The organism is Novosphingobium sp. BL-S-19 (genome assembly GCF_055521675.1).
Window position 1 is genome coordinate 1679518 of record NZ_CM145497.1, and the last position, 18706, is coordinate 1698223.

An 18706-nucleotide genomic window follows, 5' to 3' on the forward strand; every position below is an offset into this window, starting at 1 on the left:
AAATCCCGGATAGACCGGACCTGGGCGAGCAAATGGTCTTCGGCCGTTTCTGCCTCCATCCGGCCAAGCGCCTGCTGACGCGCGACGGGCAACCGGTCGAAATCGGCGGGCGCTCGTTCGACTTGCTCGTGGCATTGGCTGAACAGCCGGGCCGCGTGCTGTCAAAGCGTGAGCTGCTGAAGCGGGTCTGGCCCGACGTCGTCGTCGAGGATGGCAGTCTGCGCTTCCACATGGCGGGATTGCGCAAGCTGCTGGGCGAAGGTGACGGCAGCCGTTTCATCGCCACGCAAGTCGGCGTGGGTTACGCGTTTGTCGCCCCCGTAGAGCGGCTTGAGGGGGAACGGCAGGAGCATGTCGTCGCGGTTGCGCCAGCGGCTCCTGCTCCGGCGGCTTTTGCCACCAATATTCCCCCGCCGCTGCCGCATCTGATCGGCCGCGAGCGCGATCTCGACCTGCTGCTGGCCCGCGTGGTCGATACCCCGCTGTTCACGATTGCCGGCCCGGCGGGGGTCGGCAAGACTTCGCTGATGATCGAGATCGGCCACCGCCTGACCGCGCATTTCGCCGGGCAGGCGGCTTTCGTCGACTTCGGCATGCTGGAAAACCCCGCCCTGGTGCCGCCGATGATCGCCGGCGCCATGGGTATTTCGGTGCAGAGCGGCGATCCCGCCGCCGTCATCCTCGGCCACTTGCGCGGCGGGCCTTTCCTGCTCCTGCTCGACAATTGCGAGCATGTGATCGAACAGGCGGCCGAGATCGTCGAGCGCATCATCGAAGCGGCGCCGCAAGCCCGCATCGTCACCACCTCGCGCGAGCCGCTGCGGGCGCTAGGCGAACATGTCCACCGCCTGGATGCGCTGGACTATCCGCAGGAGGTAAAAGGACTGTCGCGCGAGGAACTGCTCGCCTACCCGGCCGTGGAGCTGTTTTGGGAACGTGCGCACGCCGCCGACAGCACGCTGGAAATCGGCGATGACGACGCCCGCCTGATCGCGGACATGTGCCAAAGGCTGGACGGGATGGCGCTGCCCATGGAACTGGCCGCCGTGCGCGTCGCCACGCACGGAATCGCGGCAACCGCGCGCCAGATCGGCGAGCGTTTCAGCCTGGCCTGGTCCGGCCGCCGCACCGCGCAGCCACGCCAGCAGACCCTGCGCGCGACGCTGGACTGGAGCTACGACCTGCTTTCCCCGATAGAGCGCACTGTATTGGACCGGCTGGGGGTCTTCGTCGGGCCGTTTTCCGTCGACGCGGCACTCGATGTGGTGACCGACGCGGCGCTGGGATATGACGAGGCGGCGATTGCGCTCGACGATCTGGCCGCCAAGTCGCTGATAACGGCGAACCGTGCGCGCGGGTCGGGCACTTATCGCCTGCTGGAAATGACCCGTGCCTATGCCCGCGAAAAACTGGCGGCATCCGGCAACGAGGCACACCGCGCCGCGACGCGCAGGCACGCCATGTTCTTCCTTTCGGAACTGGAAGCCATCGCCGCGCAGGACAGTGCCGCGTTTCAGGACACGCGTTCGCTGCGCCCGCAACTGGGCAATATCCGCAGCGCGCTGGACTGGGCCTTCGGGCCGGATGGCGATATCCGCCTTGCCGTGCGTCTGGCGACGGCGAGTATGCGGGTGTTCCTCAATCTTTCGCACTTGATCGAATGCCGCACCTGGGCCGCCCGTGCCATCGCCGCGCTGGAACCGGAACAGCGCGGCACGGCGATGGAACTGGAATTGCAGGGTGCGCTTGGCATCGCCCTGATGTTCACGCGGGGGAACAGCCCCGAAGCCGGCAAGGCGCTGGCCCGCGCGCTTGAAGTCGCCATTCTGGTGGAAGACCGCTGGAGCCGCCTGTGCATGCTGGGCCGTCTGCACATCTTTCATGAGCGGATCGGCGAATATGCCGTCGCCACGGCCCATGCCGAGCAGGCGATTGCGGTGGCGGAAGAGATCGGCGAACCGGAAGCGCTGGCGGTCGCCTGTTCGCTTTCGGGCATTTCCCATCACTTGGCCGGAAACCAGATCCGCGCGCGGGCCGATCTGGAGCGGGCGTTGGAGAACAGCGCCCCCTCACAGCGCAATCGCACGATCGCTTACGGCTTCGATCATCGCAACCGGTCCGCGATCGCGCTTGCCCGTGTGCTATGGCTGACGGGTGAGCCCGATGCGGCGCAGCGTCTGGCCGAGCAGACCGTGGCGGAAGCCGCGGCGCTGGATCACCCGGTCACGCATTGCATCGCGCTGATCTGGTCGCTGTCGGTTCACTTCTGGATGGGCGACATCGCGCGGGCTGAAATGGCGCTCGGCACATTCCGCGAATGCGCGCAGACCGATGCCCTGGGCCCCTATATCGCGGCGGCACAAGGCTTCGGGGGCGAATTGGCCATCGAACAGGGACGCTATGCCGAAGCCGTCGAAGCGCTGGAGGACAGCCTCTCGCAGTTACGCGGGGCGCGCTACGAACTTCTGACGACCCCGTTCTCGATCGCGCTTGCCCGCGGGCTGGCGGCAGCCGGCCGGCCAGCCGAAGCGCGCCGACTGGTGGAAACCACGATCACCCGGTGTACCGATACCGGCGAATTGATCGCCTTGCCCGAACTGCTCAGGGTCAAGGCGGCCATCGCCGGTGCCGGAGGTGCGGTGGAGGAAGCGCTTGCCGCACTGGAACAGGCGGGGTCAGTCGCCCGCCAGCAGGGCGCGCGCGCCTGGGAAATGCGCGTAGGCGCCGATCGGGCGGGGCTGATCGCCCACGCCGTCAGTCCGGAGCCAAGAGCGCGCTGAGCGCCTCACCTTCGGGGCCGCCGAACACGGTGGCGCGGCTGACGCCGAGCCATCGTGCATGCGCCTCGCGGCGCTCGGTTTCGGCGGCATCGAACGAGGCGAGCGCATCCGTGCCCAGCACCAGATGGGCGGGCACATCATCGCGGCGGGCAAGCTGGAGGATGACCTGCGCGATACGCGCCGGGTCGCCCACTTCGTTGCCCGCATAGGCCCTGATCCGCGCCAGCGTCGCGCCGACCGTTTCCTCATAGTCCGGCAGCACGGTGCTTGCAGCGGCATTGCCCGCGATATCGGCCCAGTCCGTGCGCATCCCGCCCGGTTCCAGCGAGACGATGCGGATGCCCAGATGCGCGACTTCGCCGCGCAGCACTTCGGTGAAGCCGCCGACTGCCCATTTCGCGGCCTGATAGGCCGAAAGCCCCGGCGTGCCGACGCGTCCGCCCACTGAGGACACATTGAGGATATGTCCCGAGCGACGCTCCCGCATGTAAGGCAGCACCGCGCGCGTCATGTTGACGACGCCGAACAGGTTGGTCTCCACTTCGGCGCGGAAATCGGCGGAGGATTTCTGCTCGAACGCTTCGAAATGGCCGTAGCCGGCATTGTTCACCAGCACGTCTATCTGCCCGAAAGCCGCGATCGCGGCAGCGGCGGCAACGCCGGCGCGGCCCTCGTCCGTCACATCCAGTGCGAAGGGTTCCAGGCGGCGGCCGTAAAGCGCCTTGAGGTCGGCAAGCTGCGCCGGGTCGCGGGCGGTGGCGAGCACGTTGTCGCCGCTTTCCAGCACGGCTGTCAGGATGGCGCGGCCAAGCCCGCGGGCACTTCCGGTGATGATCCAAGTCTTTTGCATGTCTTTTGCTTTCTATCGGGGGGACGGTTCAGGCAGCGGGCTTCAGGATCGCGCGCGGTTCGAGAAAGGCGTCGAGACCATAGGCGCCGATCTCTCGCCCAAGGCCGGATTGGCGGAAGCCCCCGAACGGAGCGCGGGGATCGTGCGGCGCGCCGTTGATGACGACGCGCCCGGCAATCAATTGCCGCGCAACACGAAGGGCACGGCCTTCGTCCGCAGAGAGGACATAGGCCTGAAGCCCGAAGTCGGAATCGTTGGCGATCGCGATGGCTTCGGCCTCATCCTCATAGGTGATGACGCTCAGGACCGGGCCGAATATCTCCTCCCGAGCGATGCGCATGGAATTGGTGACATCGGTGAAGATCGTCGGCCTTGCGAACCAGCCTCGGTCGAGCCCGGCAGGCCTCCCCTCACCGCCGGTGAGCAGGCTTGCGCCTTCCTCCAGACCAAGCCGGATCCAGCCCTGCACACGCTCCCAATGCGCGGCATTGGCGAGCGGGCCGATGCGCACTTCCGGATCGGTGGGGATGCCGACCTTGAGCCGTTCCGCCTCTTGCTTCAGCCGCGCGACGATCTCTTCCCGGCGCGCGCGCGGCACCAGAATGCGCGATCCGGCAACGCAGGCCTGGCCGCTGTTGGCAAAGCCGCTCATCAGCGCGATCGGGATCGCCGTGTCGAGATCGGCATCGTCAAGGATGATCGTCGGGCTCTTGCCGCCCAGTTCCAGCACCAGCCGCTTCATCGTCTCCAGCGCCGAACGCTGGATGATCTTCGCCGCCGGCGTCGATCCGGTGAAGGTGATCAGCGCCACATCGGGATGCGCCGTCAACGCCGCGCCGACTTCCGGGCCAGTGCCGTTCACGACATTGAGCACGCCCTTCGGCAACCCCGCCTCATGCAGACATTCGAGCAGAACCTGCGTCTGGATTGCGCTCTGCTCGGCTGGCTTGATGACGATCGTCGATCCCGAGCCGATGGCATGGGCCAGCTTGGTGGCGATGAAGCCGAAATTGCTGTTCCACGGGGTGATCGCCCCGATAACGCCGAGCGGCAGCATCGTCACCGCGCTGGAGCCTGCCATCCGATCGAAGGCATAGTCCTCCACCGACGCTGCCATGACTTCGAAGACCGAGGCGGTGTTCTGCACCGAAAACCCGGTGAAGTAGGCCGGCGCGCCATATTCTTCGGTCATCGCGGCGATCAGATCGCCGGTCCGGGCCGTCACGGCGTCCCGCAAACGATGAAGCATCGCTATCCGCTCCGCCTTCGTGGTGCGGGCCATGCCGGGGAACGCCCGCTTGGCTGCCGCGACCGCCAACCGGACATCCTCCGCGTCGCCCAGCCGCACGGAACCGATCCTGTCTTCGGTGGCGGGATTGAAGAGGTCGAAGCGTTCATCGCCGTGCGGCGTCACGAAAGCGCCGTCGATGTAGATCTTGTCGATATTCCGCATTGTCGGTCTCCATTGCTCGTTGGCGATATGGAACCGGCACGCTGTTCCGATTAGAAGGACAATAAGAGACAGGTTGATAAGGAATATCGCGCAATGCCCAAGGCAAGCCTGGCCGAACTGGAAGCCTTCGCCACCGTCGCTCGCCGGGGCGGCTTTCGCGCTGCCGGGCGCGAACTGGGGGTATCTTCCTCCGGCCTCAGCCATGCCATCGCCGCGTTGGAAGAGCGCATGAACGTGCGCCTGTTCAACCGAACCACGCGCAGTGTCGCACTGACCGCGGCGGGCGCGCAGTTTCTGGAAGACGTCCTTCCGGCGCTCGCCGCAATCGACAGCGCGATCGAGAACGCGGGGGAACATCTGGGCGAACCTTCGGGCCTGCTGCGCCTTAACATGGCGGCGGGCGCGGCGCGGTTCGTCATGGCCCCGCTGATCCGGGACTATCTTGCCCGCTACCCGCGCATGCAAGTGGAGATCGTCAGCGAAGCGGCACTGGTCGACGTCATCGGCAAAGGCTTCGACGCCGGGATACGCCTGCGGGACAGCGTTCCGCCCGACATGATCGCCGTGCCCATCGTTCCGGAGATACGCCTCGTCGTCCTCGGCTCACCGGACTACCTGCGCGATCGTCCGGTTCCGGTCGAGCCACGGGACCTGCTTGCGCACGAATGCATCCGCTACCGCATGGGGAACGGACGTATCTATCATTGGGAATTCGCGCGGGATGACCAGCGATTGGAACTGGACGTTCCCGGTCGTCTGATCCTCGACGACAGCGGGCTTATGCTCGACGCAGCGCTGGACGGGATGGGCCTCGCCTATGTGGCGGAGGAGACGGCAGCGCCGCATGTGCGGGAGGGACGCCTGACGCCGCTGCTCAGGGACTGGATGCCGGAAGAGCCGCCGCTCTGCCTCTACTATTCCGGACGGCGCCACGTTCCCGCCAAGCTGCGGGCCTTCATTGACCTTGCCCGCCTCCATGCCCGGCGGTCCTGACCCTAGAAGCGCAGGCTCAACCAGCCCGCGAGAAAATCCGAACTCCTGTATCCGGCATCGGTCAACGCGGGGCCGGCCTGAAGATGCTCGTAGCGGCCGGTGAACGAAACGCGCGGCGAGATCGTCCAGACGGCCTGCAGCCGCGCGAGTTCGGCGATCTTGCGGGCCCGGCCGTTCTGGGTGCCGGCAAACGGCTGACCATTGGCGCGATAGACGGCATCGGTGACATTGTCGCGCCACGCGAAGCGGTATTCCGCACTCACCTTCACGGACTTGAGCGGCGAAAAGCTGAAAGTGGGGGCGACGGAACGAATGTTCGTGGGCGTCAGATAGAGCTGATAGCTGAAGTAGACGTTGTTGCCGAACGGCGAATAGGCATCGCGCAGCTTGCCATCGCCATAGCCGCCGCCACCGCTGGCATAGTCCGCGCTCACGCCGATACGCGGGGCCGCCTTGTCCGATCCGAGGCGCAAGGACTGGGCGAGCAGAACCTGCCATGCGTCGATTTTCTGGTCCTTGAACTCGCCCCACTGGTGGTTCACCGTCCAATCGAGGTTGATCGGCCCGGCATCGCCATAGACATGTACGCCGCCGTAATAGCGCGTCGCAGGGCCGATCCGCCTTCCCCAAGTGCCAACGCCGTTCCGACGTCGCCAGAGGAAGGGATCGACGAAGATCTTTGAATCGCCAAGGAACGTCTTGGGCACCGCAAACCCCAACGTCACCCCGGAAAAGCGGCGCTCCGGATCGCTCTTGTCGTCGGCCAGGCCGTCCTCGCCATAAGCGGTGGGGCGAAGGTCGAACACATCCGCGCGCACGGATTTGCCGCGCACCCAGGCCCGCACGCCGTTCAGCGTGTAGTGGATCGTGTTATTGTCGCGCTGCGAGGTCAGCAGGTTGGGTCCGTCAACGAATTCCTGCCGGCCATAGCGGACACCTACGTCCAGCCCGGCTAGTTGCGCAGTGGCTTCCGCGAAATACTGCTGGGCGACCAGGCCGTTGCGAAAATTGCTGGACGGAACGCCAAGATTTTCGCCGCCAAGCCCGCCGTGCGCCAGCTCTCCGTAGAAGCGCAAGTGCGGGCCGACATGCAGGTCCGCGCCGGCCACCACGCGGGAGATGTCCTGCCGCTGTGCCTCAGCCTCGCGCAAGTTGGGATTGGTGGTCTGGTTCACGCGCAGGCGCAGTTCGCCCGAAAGTGTGAGGTAGATGTCACCGTCATCGTTCAGCGGCAGGAATTTCAAGCGGTCGAGCGGATCGTCGCGCTTGGTCTTGTCGGCCATGGCCTGCCAGTCCTCGGCCCAGCGAGAGATGCTGTAACCATTGATGACGGCGCCGTCGCCGTTGGCGGAAACCGGGTAGACCGGGGCCTTCACTTCTTCGGCATGGGCTGGCAGCGGCCCTATAACCGAGGCGCAACAAAGGGTGGCGGCAAGCAGCCGCGCAGGCACTGTCTTCATGTCTGTGGTTCCTGTGGGGGGTCTTAGCCCCCCGATCCGGTCAGGTCAGACGAGCGCGGGGCTCATCTCGGCGGCAGGCTCGCGATTGGCGAGCACGGCCTTGAACCGCTCGGTGTCGAGCTTGCCTTCCCATCGCGAGACGACCACCGTTGCCACGGCATTGCCGATGAAGTTCGTCAGGCTGCGGCATTCGGACATGAAGCGGTCCACGCCCAGGATCAGCGCCATGCCCGCGACCGGCACCGACGGCACGATGGACAGCGTGGCGGCCAACGTGATGAAGCCGGCGCCGGTAACGCCCGCCGCGCCCTTGGACGAAAGCATGGCCACGCCCAGCAGCAGGACCTGCTGGCCCAGCGTCAGTTCCACGTTGCAGGCCTGCGCGATGAACAGCGCGGCCAGGGTCATGTAGATATTGGTGCCATCGAGATTGAAGCTGTAGCCCGTCGGCACGACCAGGCCGACGATGCTCTTGGGGCAGCCGGCGCGCTCCATCTTCTCCATGAGCGAGGGCAGCGCGCTTTCAGAAGACGACGTGCCCAGCACCAGCAGCAATTCGGCCTTGAGGTAGGAAATCAGCGAGAAGATCGAGAATCCTGCCAGCCGGGCGACCACGCCCAGCACCACCACCACGAACAGCGCCGAGGTGAGATAGAACGTCGCCACCAGCCCGGCCAGATTGGCAAGGCTGCCGACGCCATACTTGCCGATGGTAAAGGCCATCGCGCCGAACGCTCCGACGGGGGCCGCCTTCATGACGATCGACACCAGCTTGAAGAAAACCAGCGAAATGGTCTCCAGCAGCGAGAGCGCAGGGGCGCCGCGATCGCCCAGCATGGCCAGTGAAATGCCGAAGAGGATGGCGATCACCAGGACCTGAAGGATATTCCCCTCGGTCATGGACGATAGGAACGTGTCCGGGATCATACCCATCAGGAACCCGGTGATCGTCGTTTCGTGTGCCTTCTCGGAGAAGAGTGCGACCTTCGAGGCATCAAGCGTGGCAGGATCGATATTCAGGCCGTGGCCGGGGCGAACCACATTCGCCACGACCAGCCCGACGATCAGCGCCAGGGTCGAGAAGAAGAAGAAATAGCCGAACGCCTTGCCCGCGACACGCCCGACCGAGCAGAGGTCGCGCATTGAGGCGATGCCGGTCACGATGGTCAGGAAGATGACGGGGGCGATCACCATCTTGACCAGCTTGATAAAGGCATCGCCCAACGGCTTCAGCGCCTCACCCGTGGCGGGCGCGAAGTGGCCGATCGTGACACCCGCCGCGATGGCGATAAGCACCTGCACGTAGAGATGACCATACCAGCGCGTGGGCGTGGACGACTCGTGTGTATCGGGCAATGGGGTGTGCATGGGCAGGCCTTTCTTCCTCTCTCTGCACGCGCAAGACTTATGCTTATCGCGGGCTGGGCAGAAACTGTTCGCTTTTACGCTGCGGCCAAAGACATTTTTGCAATCCATTTAAATGGCGGATTTCCGGCGATTTTGGCCTTTTGACGCCCGAGGCACTGGGCTGAAATCGGCACATTGCAGTGCAGCGATGTGCAGAAATTTGCACATCGCTGCGTGCATGTCTAACCTGACGCAGTGACTCGCCGCCTTGGCCTCTATTGGCTTCTTGCCGCCCTCGCCGCCGCGCTGATCGCAGGCGGCGTCGCAGGCGAAATTGTGCGCCGAAGTTCGACCGCCGCCTTCGCATCCTCGGTCAAGGCCGACGCCCGTTTGCGGCAGGCTCTGCTCGACAGTGAGATCGCCAGGTTCCGTCTACTACCGCAGGCCCTCGCCGACGACCGCGATGTGATCGCTGCCGCGCGCGCGGAACCGGGCGCCGTCAAACGGCTCGACGCCAAGTTCGAAGCTTTCGCCAATCGCATCGGCGCCTCTGCGATCTACCTTGTCGGCGCAGACGGCTTCGCGATCTCCGCCAGCAACTGGAACCGTCCCGACAGCTTCGTCGGCCGCGACTATCGCTTCCGGCGCTATTACCGCGACGCGCTGAGGACCGGGAACGGCTCCCAGTTCGCGCTCGGCACGGTCAGCCATCTTCCCGGCCTCTACCTCGCCCGCAGAGCGGCAGGGAACAGCGTGATCATCATCAAGCTGGACTTCGACCGGATCGAAGCTCAGTGGCGCATCGCCGGCGGCGAGACTTTCGTGACCAATTCCGACGGCGTGATCCTCGTCGCCAGTCGCTCCGCCTGGCGCTTCGCCATGACCCGCCCGATCGGAGCCATGGAACAAAAAGCAGTCGCCAGCGACATCGGCGCACCGGAACTGAAGCCCAGACCCTTTGCGATCGACCGCGACGGCCTGCTTCGGATGCCGGAGCGGACCGGCGCGCTTTTGCCTGCCGCCAGCCCACCCAATCGCGACGGATGGCAAGTCAACCTTGCACTGCCGATCCGGGTCGCGGTGACGACGCCAATGCGAAGTGCGCAGATCGTGGCCGCGCTTCTCGCGCTGGTGGCGATCGGTACGCTCCGCTGGCTTGTCCAGCGTAACCGCCAGAGCCGCGAACGCACCGCCGTGCTGGAAGCCGCCGTCACCGAACGCACCGCCGAATTGCGGCGGGAGATGGACGAGCGCGCCACGCTCGAACAGCGCGCGGCCCTGCTGCGCGAGGAACTGCGTCTGGCCAACCGTCTGGCCACGCTCGGGCAAGTGACCGCCAGCGTGGCGCACGAAACCGCCCAGCCGGTCGCCGCCATTCGCAACTATGCGGCGTCGGCGGGGCAGTTGCTGGATCGCGGAGCAGCCGCTGAAGTCCGTGAGAACCTCTCGGCTATCGACCGACTGGCCGAGCGCATCGGCGTCATCACCGCCCAGCTTCGGGGGTTCGCGCGGAAAGGCAGTGCCGGCGGCAACGGCAGCACGGGGATCGTCTCGCTTGCCGAAGTGCTCGACGGCGCCCGCCTGCTGCTCAAGGAACGCCTTGCGGCAGTGACCTTCGAAACGCCTGCAATACCTGAAGATCTCAAGGTCCGGGGTGACAAGGTCCGGCTGGAGCAAATTCTGGTGAATCTGCTCCAGAACGCCACCGAGGCGCTCGCCGGAAGACCCGATCCACATATCGTGCTGTCCCTCGCAACCGAGGGTGAAACGCTGCTGCTCACCATTGCCGACAACGGCCCCGGCATCGCACCGGACATCGCCGACCGCCTCTTCACCCCCTTCGCCACCAGCCGCGCCGAAGGGTTGGGTCTCGGCCTCGTGATCGCGCAGGACATTGCGCAGGAATTCGGCGGCTCGCTGCGCCTGAAGCCGAGCGAGACTGCATCCGATCAAACCGGCGCGACCTTCGAACTCCGCCTGAGACTTGCCTGATGACCGATACGCCGCATCTTGCCCCACGCATCGCACTCGTGGAAGACGATGACGATCTGGCGCGCTCGACCGCGCAGCTCCTGCGCCTTGCCGGTTTCGAGGTGGAGCACTTTCCCGCCGCCGTCCCGGCGCTGGCCGCAATCACGCCGGACTGGCCGGGCGTAGTCGTTACCGATGTGCGGATGCCGCTCGTTTCGGGTATCGACCTGTTCCACCAGCTTCACGAACGCGATCCCGAACTGCCCGTGATCCTCGTGACCGGTCACGGCGATATCGAAATGGCTGTGCAGATGCTCAAGGCCGGCGTGTGGGATTTCCTGACCAAGCCCTTCGCGCCTGACGCCCTGATCGCCGCCGTCAACCGTGCGGCCACCGCGCGCGCGCTCACGCTGGAAAATCGCCGCTTGCGCAGTCTGGCTGAGGCCGACGACGCGCCCGTCTTTCTGGGCGAAAGCCCTGCAATCCGCCGCCTGCGCGAAATGATTCCGGTTCTGGCCAATGCCGATATCGACCTTTTCATCGAAGGCGAAACGGGCACCGGCAAGGATCTCCTCGCCCGCCTGATCCATCGCGCGGGCAAGCGTGCGCGCCACCGCTTTCTGCCGCTGGCCTGTGCCAGCGTTCCCGAGGCGCTGGTCGATCCACTGTTCGCCTCCAGCGGGCATGCCGAGCCCGGCCTTGCAGCCGCGCATCGCGGCACGCTCTACCTCGACGACGTGGACCGCGCCCCACCCCATTTGCAGGAGCGCCTGCTGCCATTCGCCGAACAGCGCGTGCTGCGCCGACGGGACGAAGCGATGCCGATCGACGTCCGGATCATCTCCACCAGCCAGAACGCCGCCGAAGGCCCGCCCGCTGCGCTCCTGCCCCCGCTGTTCTATCGCCTTGCCGCCATGCGCCTGAGCGTTCCGCCGCTGCGCGACCGCCGGGAGGACATCCCGGCGCTCTTTGCCCGCTTTGCCGGCGATGCGGCAAGCCGCTTCGGCCGTGAACTGCCGACCGTTACCGCCCCGGTGCGCGCAATGCTGGAACGCCATGACTGGCCGGGCAACTTGCGTGAACTCGCAAATTTTGCGGAGCAGTTCGTGCTCGGCCTTGGCGACCCCTCCCCCGCGCCGTCACCGGGCACTGCCAAAGGTCTTACCGAACGCGTCGATGCTTTCGAACGCGAGGAAATCATCGCAGCCGTGCAAGCTTCGGGCGGCGAGATCGGCGCGGCCATTCGCGCACTCGATCTGCCGCGCAAGACATTCTATTACAAGGTGAACAAGCACGCGATCGATCTTGGCGCCTTGCGGCGAAAAGACTGACCGCGTCAGAATTCTCGGCCGCGGTAGACGACCACCCGATCGGCGGGCGGGGCTGCAACGGCAGCCGGCAGCGCGTCGGCGTTGACGGCGACAAAGCTGGCCGGCATCCCCACTTCCAGCCGGGGCACTTCCAGTCCGATCGCCCTCGCCGCCTCTTCGGTCGCCATGGCCAATGCAACGGCAAGATCTTCGTCGCGGTAGAAGCCTGAACGGTAGCCGATCAGCATCGCCCGCTGCAGCATGTCGCCATTGCCGTAGGGCCACCAGGCATCGCGGATGTTGTCGCTGCCGGTAAAGACCCGAACGCCATGCTGACGCAAGTGAAGAACCGGCGGGAAAGCGCGGTCTCCCGGTGCATTGGTCATGATCGCCACGCCTGCGTCGGCAAGCGCGCGGGCGGTGCCGTCGAGCACCGGACCGTCCACATCCCCCAGCGCATAGGCGTGGCTGACCACGACGCGCCCGGCTAGACCCAGCGCCTTCGTGCGCGCAGCGATGCGATGCAATTGCGCAATGCCGTCGGCGCCACCTTCATGAAGGTGGATGTCGATCCTGGCGCCGCGCCGGTCGGCAAGGCCGAACACCACATCGAGATGCCCATCGGAATCGCCGTCCATGCCCTGCGGATCGATCCCGCCCACCACCTCGACGCCGTCAGCGATCGCCGCCTCAAGAATTTCTGCCGTGCCCGGGCAGGTCAGGATGCCAGCCTGCGGGAAGGCGACCAGTTGGATGTCCACCCGATCGCGCCACTTTTCGCGCGCCTCCATCACGGCGTGGAGGTGGGAGAGGCCGGTGGTGGCGTCGACATCGACGTGGCTGCGCATGGCAACGGTGCCGAAGGCGGCGACTTGCGCGATCAGCGCATCGGCGCGCTGGGCGGTGGGGCGCATCCCGGCCAGCAGCGCTTTCTCGGCAGCGAGCCGCTCCCGCAGGCTCTCGGCTGGGCGATGGGGTTGCCAGGGCTCGCCGACGAAGCTCTTGTCGAGATGGATATGCCCGTCGACGAAGCCGGGCAGGACCAGCCTGCCGCCCAGATCGACCGTTTCCACCGCTGCGGGCAGGTGGGGCGCGATGGCGGCGAAGCGTCCATCCCGTACTGCAAGATCGACCGAGCGGCCGTCCGGCAGCAAGGCATTGGTGAAGAGGCGGTCGATCATTGCACCGCCCCTTCGGCAGCGTTCCATGCGGCAACCTTGGTGCGGGTTTCGGCCAGCATCCCGTCCAGCGCGGCGCGGTCGTACAGCTTGCCTCGCATCACGACCGCCCCGATCGCGCGCGTCGCGGAAATGTCCTTCAGCGGATCGCGGTCCAGCAGCACCAGATCGGCCGCCATGCCGCTCTTCACCGCGCCATAGCGGTCGAGCAGGCCGAACCATGCCGGCCCGGCGCGGGTCGCGGCGGAAAGTGCCTGCGCGGGGGTGAGTCCTTCCTTCACGAACAGCGAAAGCTCGTCATGCAGGCCGATGCCGGGATAGTTGAAGGAATTGAGGAAGCCCGCGTCGGTGCCCGCGATCACCGTCACGCCGGCCTTTTCCAGCATCGACAGCACGGCAGCCTCATGCTCGAAATGGGCGTGGCGCGCCTCGATCGCCGCCGCATCCGCCTGCGCCGCGCGCTGGATGCGCCAATCATAGGTCTTGCGCAGTTTCGGGCCGATATAGGCGAGGTAAGGGTCGTGGGCATGATCGTCCGCGTCCAGCCACGCGAGCACGCGGCCGCCGTTCAGCGTCGGCGTGACGAAGACGCCCTTCTGCGCAAAGTTGCGGTAGGACGCCATGGCCGTGGCGGGGTCGAACCCCTTGTCGAGCCGCCGGTTCGCTTCCGCCCGGTCGATGCGGCCGGCCGCGAAGTCCGCCGCGATGGCCGCCTCGTCCTTGACGCCGGCCTTGTAGGCATAGTCGATATGCTCGATCGAACTGATCCCCGCATCCACCGCCTGCCCGACGGTCAGCGCCATCGGGATGTGGCCGGAAGTGCGCAGCCCGCGCGCCTTCGCTTGCGATACGGCATAGAGGAACAGCTGCGGATCCAGCGTGCTGTCGGTGATCTTCACGAAGTCCACCTTGTCGCGGTCCTGCAGGCGGGCGAGCGCGGCATCGACATCGGCCTTGCTGCCTACTTCGATGGTGCCCTTCCACACCGGCTTGATGCCTTCGATCTTGGCGCCGGACGTCAGCAGGCGCGGGCCGAACAGCGTGCCATTGGCGATCTCGCCGCGCCACGCGAGAACCTGGTCTGGAAGGTCGCCCGAACAGTCGCGGATCGTGGTGATGCCATGCGCGACATAGAGCGGCAGCAGCGCCTTGTTCTCTTCGATCAGGTCCGGCCCGCCGCCGAAGTGGACATGCATGTCCCACAGCCCGGGAATCAGGAAGCGCCCCTTGCCCTCCACCACGTCCTGCGCGTGCCATTGGCGGGAGACTGCGGCATCGCCGCCCACGGCAACGATGTCCGCGCCGCGCAGTACGACGGCCTGATCCTTCACCTCGCGCGCATGTTCCACGTCGATCACGGTGACGTGGCGGATCATGAGGTCGCCTTCGCTAGCCGCCAGAGCGGGCGATGCGGAGGCCATGAGGCCGGCGATCAACGGGGCGAGAAACTTCATGGGCACCTGTCTCCTTTGTCGCTGTGATAGGAGACTGTGATTTCATTCACAAATTAGATGTCAAAATGCCTATCATTTGATATGTGAATGCTCGTCATGCTCGATCCCAGACTTCTGCGCAGTTTCGTGACCATCGTCGACACCGGCCATTTCACCCGCGCGGCGGAGCAACTGGGAATGACGCAGTCGACGATCAGCCAGCAACTAGGGCGGCTGGAGGAGGCAACAGGCCATCCGCTGATCGACAGGGCAGCGCGCCCGGTGTGCCCCACGGCCATGGGGGAGCGGCTGCTTGGCCATGCGCGGCGCATTCTTCAACTCGATGAGGAGGCACGCAACCTCCTGCGCGATCCGGCGGGAACGGCAAGCGTTTCCATCGGCCTGCCCGAAGATCTGGCGACACCGGCGATGGCGCAGCGCCTTGCCGGCTTCGCGGCGGCCCACAGCCGCATCCGCCTGGATGTCGTCACCGGCCTCAGCCGCGATCTTGCCGCGCGCTATCGGCAGGGCGAATTCGACCTTGTCGTCGTGAAAGAGGACCGCCCGGCGGCCGATTGCCGCGCCAGCTACCCGGAACCGCTTGGCTGGTTCGCCCCGCACGATCAGGCGGTGGAGGACCGCGATCCGGTGCCGCTGGTAACCTTCCCGCCTGGCGGCCTCTATCGCGAGACGATGTTCCGCGCGCTCGAAGCAGCAGGGCAGCGATGGTATGTCGCCTTTTCCGGCAGCAGCCTGCAGAGCGTTCTGGCTGCGACGGAAGCCGGCATGGGACTATCGCTACTGCCGCGCTCGGTGGTGAAAGGCAGGGCATTGCGCCAATTGGCCGGATTGGGCGAAGCGGCGCCGATGGTCGTCTCGCTCTATGCGCGCGAGAATGCAGAGCCGATTGCCGAACTCGTGCACATGACGCAGGCCGTGCTGGAACAGCGCACGCGGGCTTCACCCGGTGCCGGCAATGCTACGCCGGCAGGGCGCTGATCCGGATCGTCGATGCGACGGGCAGTGTGATATTTCAGAACGCGGCAAGAGCAGAGTCCGCGTCTTGTGCGTTTGACATGCGTATCCGATTTCAGAGGAACGCACTCATGACGAAGACGCTCAAGGATCTTTCCGAAAAGATGAAGGACATCGACTTCGCGATGCTGGCCACGCATACCCAGAACGGCGCGATCGCCGCGCGGCCCATGAGCAACAACCGCGAAGTCGAATACGATGGCGATGCCTGGTTCTTCACCGAAGAGAAGACCCGGATGGTTTCCGACATCGCAAGCAATGCGGCGGTCACGCTCAGCTATCAGGGCAAGTCAGGAATTCTTGGCCACCGTCCTTTCTTTCTCGCGGTCGAAGGCCGGGCCAGCCTGATCCGCGAAAGGTCTGCACTTGCCGAACACTGGACAGAAGGCCTCAATCGGTGGTGGCCGGACGGTGTGGAAACGCCCGGCCTCGTGCTGATCAAGGTCAGCGGCGAACGGGCGCACTACTGGGACGGAGAGGAAGAAGGCGAGGTCATGCTTGCCCAGTCCGCTCCTGCTGCTGGGTCTTAGGCTATCGACGCGGGGGGGTTTGATCCCGACAGGCATATGGAAGCAACGGCAGACTTTGTGCGGTATTGGAAATCTGACAAAGCCCGCAGCGTTGATCCATCAAGCTTGCAGCTTGCTTAGCCGCCAACAACAGCTAAGCGGTGGGAATGACTTCCTCCGACCTCGAACTTCTGCTTATCGCCCGCCTTATCCGGGAAAGAGGCGGCACATCGCAGACATGGCGGCGGGCGCTCGGCAAGATCATCGTGCGCGACACACAGACGCATGCTCATTGCAATTGGGATGTCAGGCTTGGTGGCACCGATGCCCAGCGCGCTGCGATTGAGCGACTGCTCGACGATGTGCGACTTGAATATTCCATCGTGTCAGCCGGTTGAACACCCAATAGGTTGCTCTCGCCGACGTAACGGCCGCCTTCATGCAATCTCATGGTCGCAACGCGCAGTGCCCGCCGTCGGATGACGGCGGGCGGGCGCTTGGGGACCACTGGAACCTTGGTCAGATCTGGACCTGACCGCCATCGACGAAGAGTTCCACTCCGTTGATGAAGCTTGCCTCTTCCGAGCTGAGGAACAGCACGGCCTTGGCGATTTCCGAGGGCTGGCCGATACGGCCGGCGGGGATCAGCCCGGCAAGATAGGCCTTCGTATTCTCGGCGTCCTCGCCGCCGCCGAACAGTTCATCGACACCCGGGGTATCGGTGACGCCGGGGCTGACAGCGTTCACGCGGATGCGGCGATCCTTCAGATCAAGGATCCAGTTACGCGCAAAGTTGCGCACGGCCGCCTTGCTGGCGCTGTAGACGCTCAGCGCCGGCGTGCCCGAGATGCTCACGGTCGAGGCGGTCAGCACCACTGAAGCGCCGTCACGCAGCAGCGGGAGAGCCTTCTGCACGGTGAACAGCACCCCCTTCACGTTGGTGTCGAAGGTCTTTTCGTAGTGTTCCTCAGTGATCGCGCCGAGCGGTGCAAACTCGCCGCCGCCGGCATTGGCGAAGATCACGTCGATGGCGGAGTGCTGCTGCTGGACCGCGTCGTAGAGACGGTCGACATCGGCCAGCTTGCTCATGTCGCCGCGTACACCGGTGACCTTGCCGCCGATCACCTTGACCGCCGCGTCGAGGGCTTCCTGCCGCCGTCCGGTGATGAACACCGATGCGCCTTCGTCTGCGAAGGCCTTGGCCGTCGCAAGACCAATCCCCGTCGTGCCGCCAGTGACCACGACGACCTTGTTTTCGAACCTGTTAGCCATGTCATTCTCCATTCGTGCATTCGGTGGGAACCGTTTCCCTGCCGCTGGAGAACAAATGCATCCGGAACGATCTTGGCTGTAGACAGCAAAATCGCTACTCATCGTTCCATCAGAAGAACGATGAGCGAAGGCATATGGCCGACTTCAACGATTACGCCTATTTCGCCGAAGTGGTGAAACACGGGGGTTTTGCGCCAGCCGGGCGGGCCTTGCGCACTCCGAAATCGAAACTCAGCCGGCGCGTTGCCGCGCTGGAGGAGCGCCTCGGCACCCGCCTCATCGAACGATCATCGCGCCGCTTTCGCGTCACCGAAGTCGGCGAGGCCTTCTACGCGCGCTGCCGCGCCATGCTGGAAGAGGCGGAACAGGCCGAGGCACTCGTCGCGCAGGCCCAGGCCGAACCGCAAGGCAGGGTCCGTTTCAGCTGCCCGCGCGGCATGGTGGAAGTGCTCTCGCCCCATATTCCCGCCTTTCTGGCGCGTTACCCCAAGGTGGCGCTGCAACTTATCGCCACGGATCGTGCCGTAGACCTCATCGCCGAGCGTATCGATGTCGCGTTGCGCGTGCGCGTGACGCTCGATACCGACGCTTCGCTCACGATGCGCACGCTCGGTCAGTCCCGGCGTATCCTCGTCGCCGGCCCTGCCCTCGCCGGAAGCCTTCGCGATGTGACGATCAGCCGCCTTGAAACGCTGCACACGCTGGGGTCGAGTGACCATATCGGCGAAGTGACCTGGCACCTCTCCGGCCCCGATGGCGCGACGCTCGACTACCGCCACGAGCCGCGCATGACCTGCGAGGACTTTGCCGCCCTGCGCGAGGCAGCCATGGCGAACCTGGGCGTTGCACTGCTACCCGACCATTCCTGCCGCGAAGATCTCGCCGCCGGCAGGCTGGTGCGGATATTGCCAGAGTGGGGAGGCCAGCTCGGCATCGTCCATCTGGTCTTCACCACGCGCCGCGGCCTTCCTCCAGCCGTGCGCGCCTTCATCGACCACCTCGCAACGACATTCCGCACCTTGGATGCCGTAAGCTGAGCAGCGCGGATCGTTGGCAAGCGGTAGCTCTGCCGATCCTGCCTGCCGCCATGATGCCCGCGACCATAATGAAGATGC

15 protein-coding genes are annotated in these 18706 nt (G+C 65.3%); 8 read left to right on the forward strand and 7 right to left on the reverse strand.

Annotated elements, in window-relative coordinates:
- Nucleotides 1-32: 32 nt before the first annotated feature.
- Nucleotides 33-2780, forward strand: a complete 2748-nt coding sequence (locus ACZ1JV_RS07080; protein ID WP_465148966.1) for an ATP-binding protein — start codon at nt 33-35, stop codon at nt 2778-2780.
- Here the strand turns inward: ACZ1JV_RS07080 and ACZ1JV_RS07085 are convergent.
- Together ACZ1JV_RS07085 and ACZ1JV_RS07090 are read right to left on the reverse strand one after the other, a co-directional pair.
- Nucleotides 2755-3630 carry an SDR family NAD(P)-dependent oxidoreductase gene (locus ACZ1JV_RS07085; protein ID WP_465148967.1) on the reverse strand — a complete coding sequence of 292 codons (876 nt, stop codon included), beginning with the start codon at nt 3628-3630 and terminating at the stop codon, nt 2755-2757. The genes ACZ1JV_RS07080 and ACZ1JV_RS07085 overlap by 26 nt on opposite strands.
- 28 nt (nt 3631-3658) lie before the next feature.
- Entirely contained in the window at nt 3659-5083 is a 1425-nt protein-coding gene (locus tag ACZ1JV_RS07090) for an aldehyde dehydrogenase family protein (RefSeq protein ID WP_465148968.1), read from the reverse strand.
- 93 nt (nt 5084-5176) lie between these two features.
- Here ACZ1JV_RS07090 and ACZ1JV_RS07095 point away from each other — a divergent pair, with 93 nt between their 5' ends.
- Entirely contained in the window at nt 5177-6076 is a 900-nt protein-coding gene (locus tag ACZ1JV_RS07095) for a LysR family transcriptional regulator (protein ID WP_465148969.1), read from the forward strand.
- Between the two features lie 2 nt (nt 6077-6078).
- Here ACZ1JV_RS07095 and ACZ1JV_RS07100 read toward each other — a convergent pair whose 3' ends face one another.
- Nucleotides 6079-7536, reverse strand: a complete 1458-nt coding sequence (locus ACZ1JV_RS07100; RefSeq protein ID WP_465148970.1) for an alginate export family protein — start codon at nt 7534-7536, stop codon at nt 6079-6081.
- 45 nt (nt 7537-7581) lie between these two features.
- A complete protein-coding gene (locus ACZ1JV_RS07105) occupies nt 7582-8904 on the reverse strand; it encodes a dicarboxylate/amino acid:cation symporter (protein WP_465148971.1) in 1323 nt (440 codons plus the stop codon).
- Nucleotides 8905-9138: 234 nt separating this feature from the next.
- Here ACZ1JV_RS07105 and ACZ1JV_RS07110 point away from each other — a divergent pair, with 234 nt between their 5' ends.
- Nucleotides 9139-10875 carry a sensor histidine kinase gene (locus ACZ1JV_RS07110; RefSeq protein ID WP_465148972.1) on the forward strand — a complete coding sequence of 579 codons (1737 nt, stop codon included), beginning with the start codon at nt 9139-9141 and terminating at the stop codon, nt 10873-10875.
- Complete coding sequence (locus ACZ1JV_RS07115; protein ID WP_465148973.1) at nt 10875-12185, forward strand: sigma-54-dependent transcriptional regulator; 1311 nt, start codon at nt 10875-10877, stop codon at nt 12183-12185. Before ACZ1JV_RS07110 ends, ACZ1JV_RS07115 begins: the two co-directional genes overlap by 1 nt.
- Nucleotides 12186-12190: 5 nt before the next feature.
- Here the strand turns inward: ACZ1JV_RS07115 and ACZ1JV_RS07120 are convergent, their stop codons facing one another.
- On the reverse strand, nt 12191-13345 hold the full coding sequence (locus ACZ1JV_RS07120; RefSeq protein WP_465148974.1) for an amidohydrolase family protein: 1155 nt from the start codon (nt 13343-13345) through the stop codon (nt 12191-12193).
- Entirely contained in the window at nt 13342-14796 is a 1455-nt protein-coding gene (locus tag ACZ1JV_RS07125) for an amidohydrolase family protein (protein WP_465148975.1), read from the reverse strand. The genes ACZ1JV_RS07120 and ACZ1JV_RS07125 overlap by 4 nt, the downstream gene beginning before the upstream one ends.
- A gap of 96 nt (nt 14797-14892) precedes the next feature.
- Here ACZ1JV_RS07125 and ACZ1JV_RS07130 point away from each other — a divergent pair, with 96 nt between their 5' ends.
- From ACZ1JV_RS07130 to ACZ1JV_RS07140, 3 genes are all read left to right on the forward strand, one after another.
- Nucleotides 14893-15774 (forward strand): LysR family transcriptional regulator, encoded by an 882-nt coding sequence (locus ACZ1JV_RS07130; RefSeq protein ID WP_465148976.1) that lies wholly within the window; start codon nt 14893-14895, stop codon nt 15772-15774.
- A 107-nt stretch (nt 15775-15881) separates the two neighbouring features.
- Nucleotides 15882-16340 carry a pyridoxamine 5'-phosphate oxidase family protein gene (locus tag ACZ1JV_RS07135; RefSeq protein ID WP_465148977.1) on the forward strand — a complete coding sequence of 153 codons (459 nt, stop codon included), beginning with the start codon at nt 15882-15884 and terminating at the stop codon, nt 16338-16340.
- A gap of 146 nt (nt 16341-16486) precedes the next feature.
- Complete coding sequence (locus ACZ1JV_RS07140; RefSeq protein WP_465148978.1) at nt 16487-16717, forward strand: hypothetical protein; 231 nt, start codon at nt 16487-16489, stop codon at nt 16715-16717.
- A gap of 121 nt (nt 16718-16838) precedes the next feature.
- On the opposite strand, the gene ACZ1JV_RS07145 is transcribed toward ACZ1JV_RS07140, so the two are convergent.
- Entirely contained in the window at nt 16839-17591 is a 753-nt protein-coding gene (locus ACZ1JV_RS07145; RefSeq protein ID WP_465148979.1) for an SDR family NAD(P)-dependent oxidoreductase, read from the reverse strand.
- 134 nt (nt 17592-17725) lie between these two features.
- Between ACZ1JV_RS07145 and ACZ1JV_RS07150 the strand changes: the two genes are divergently transcribed.
- Nucleotides 17726-18628 carry a LysR substrate-binding domain-containing protein gene (locus ACZ1JV_RS07150; RefSeq protein ID WP_465148980.1) on the forward strand — a complete coding sequence of 301 codons (903 nt, stop codon included), beginning with the start codon at nt 17726-17728 and terminating at the stop codon, nt 18626-18628.
- Nucleotides 18629-18706 lie beyond the last annotated feature (78 nt).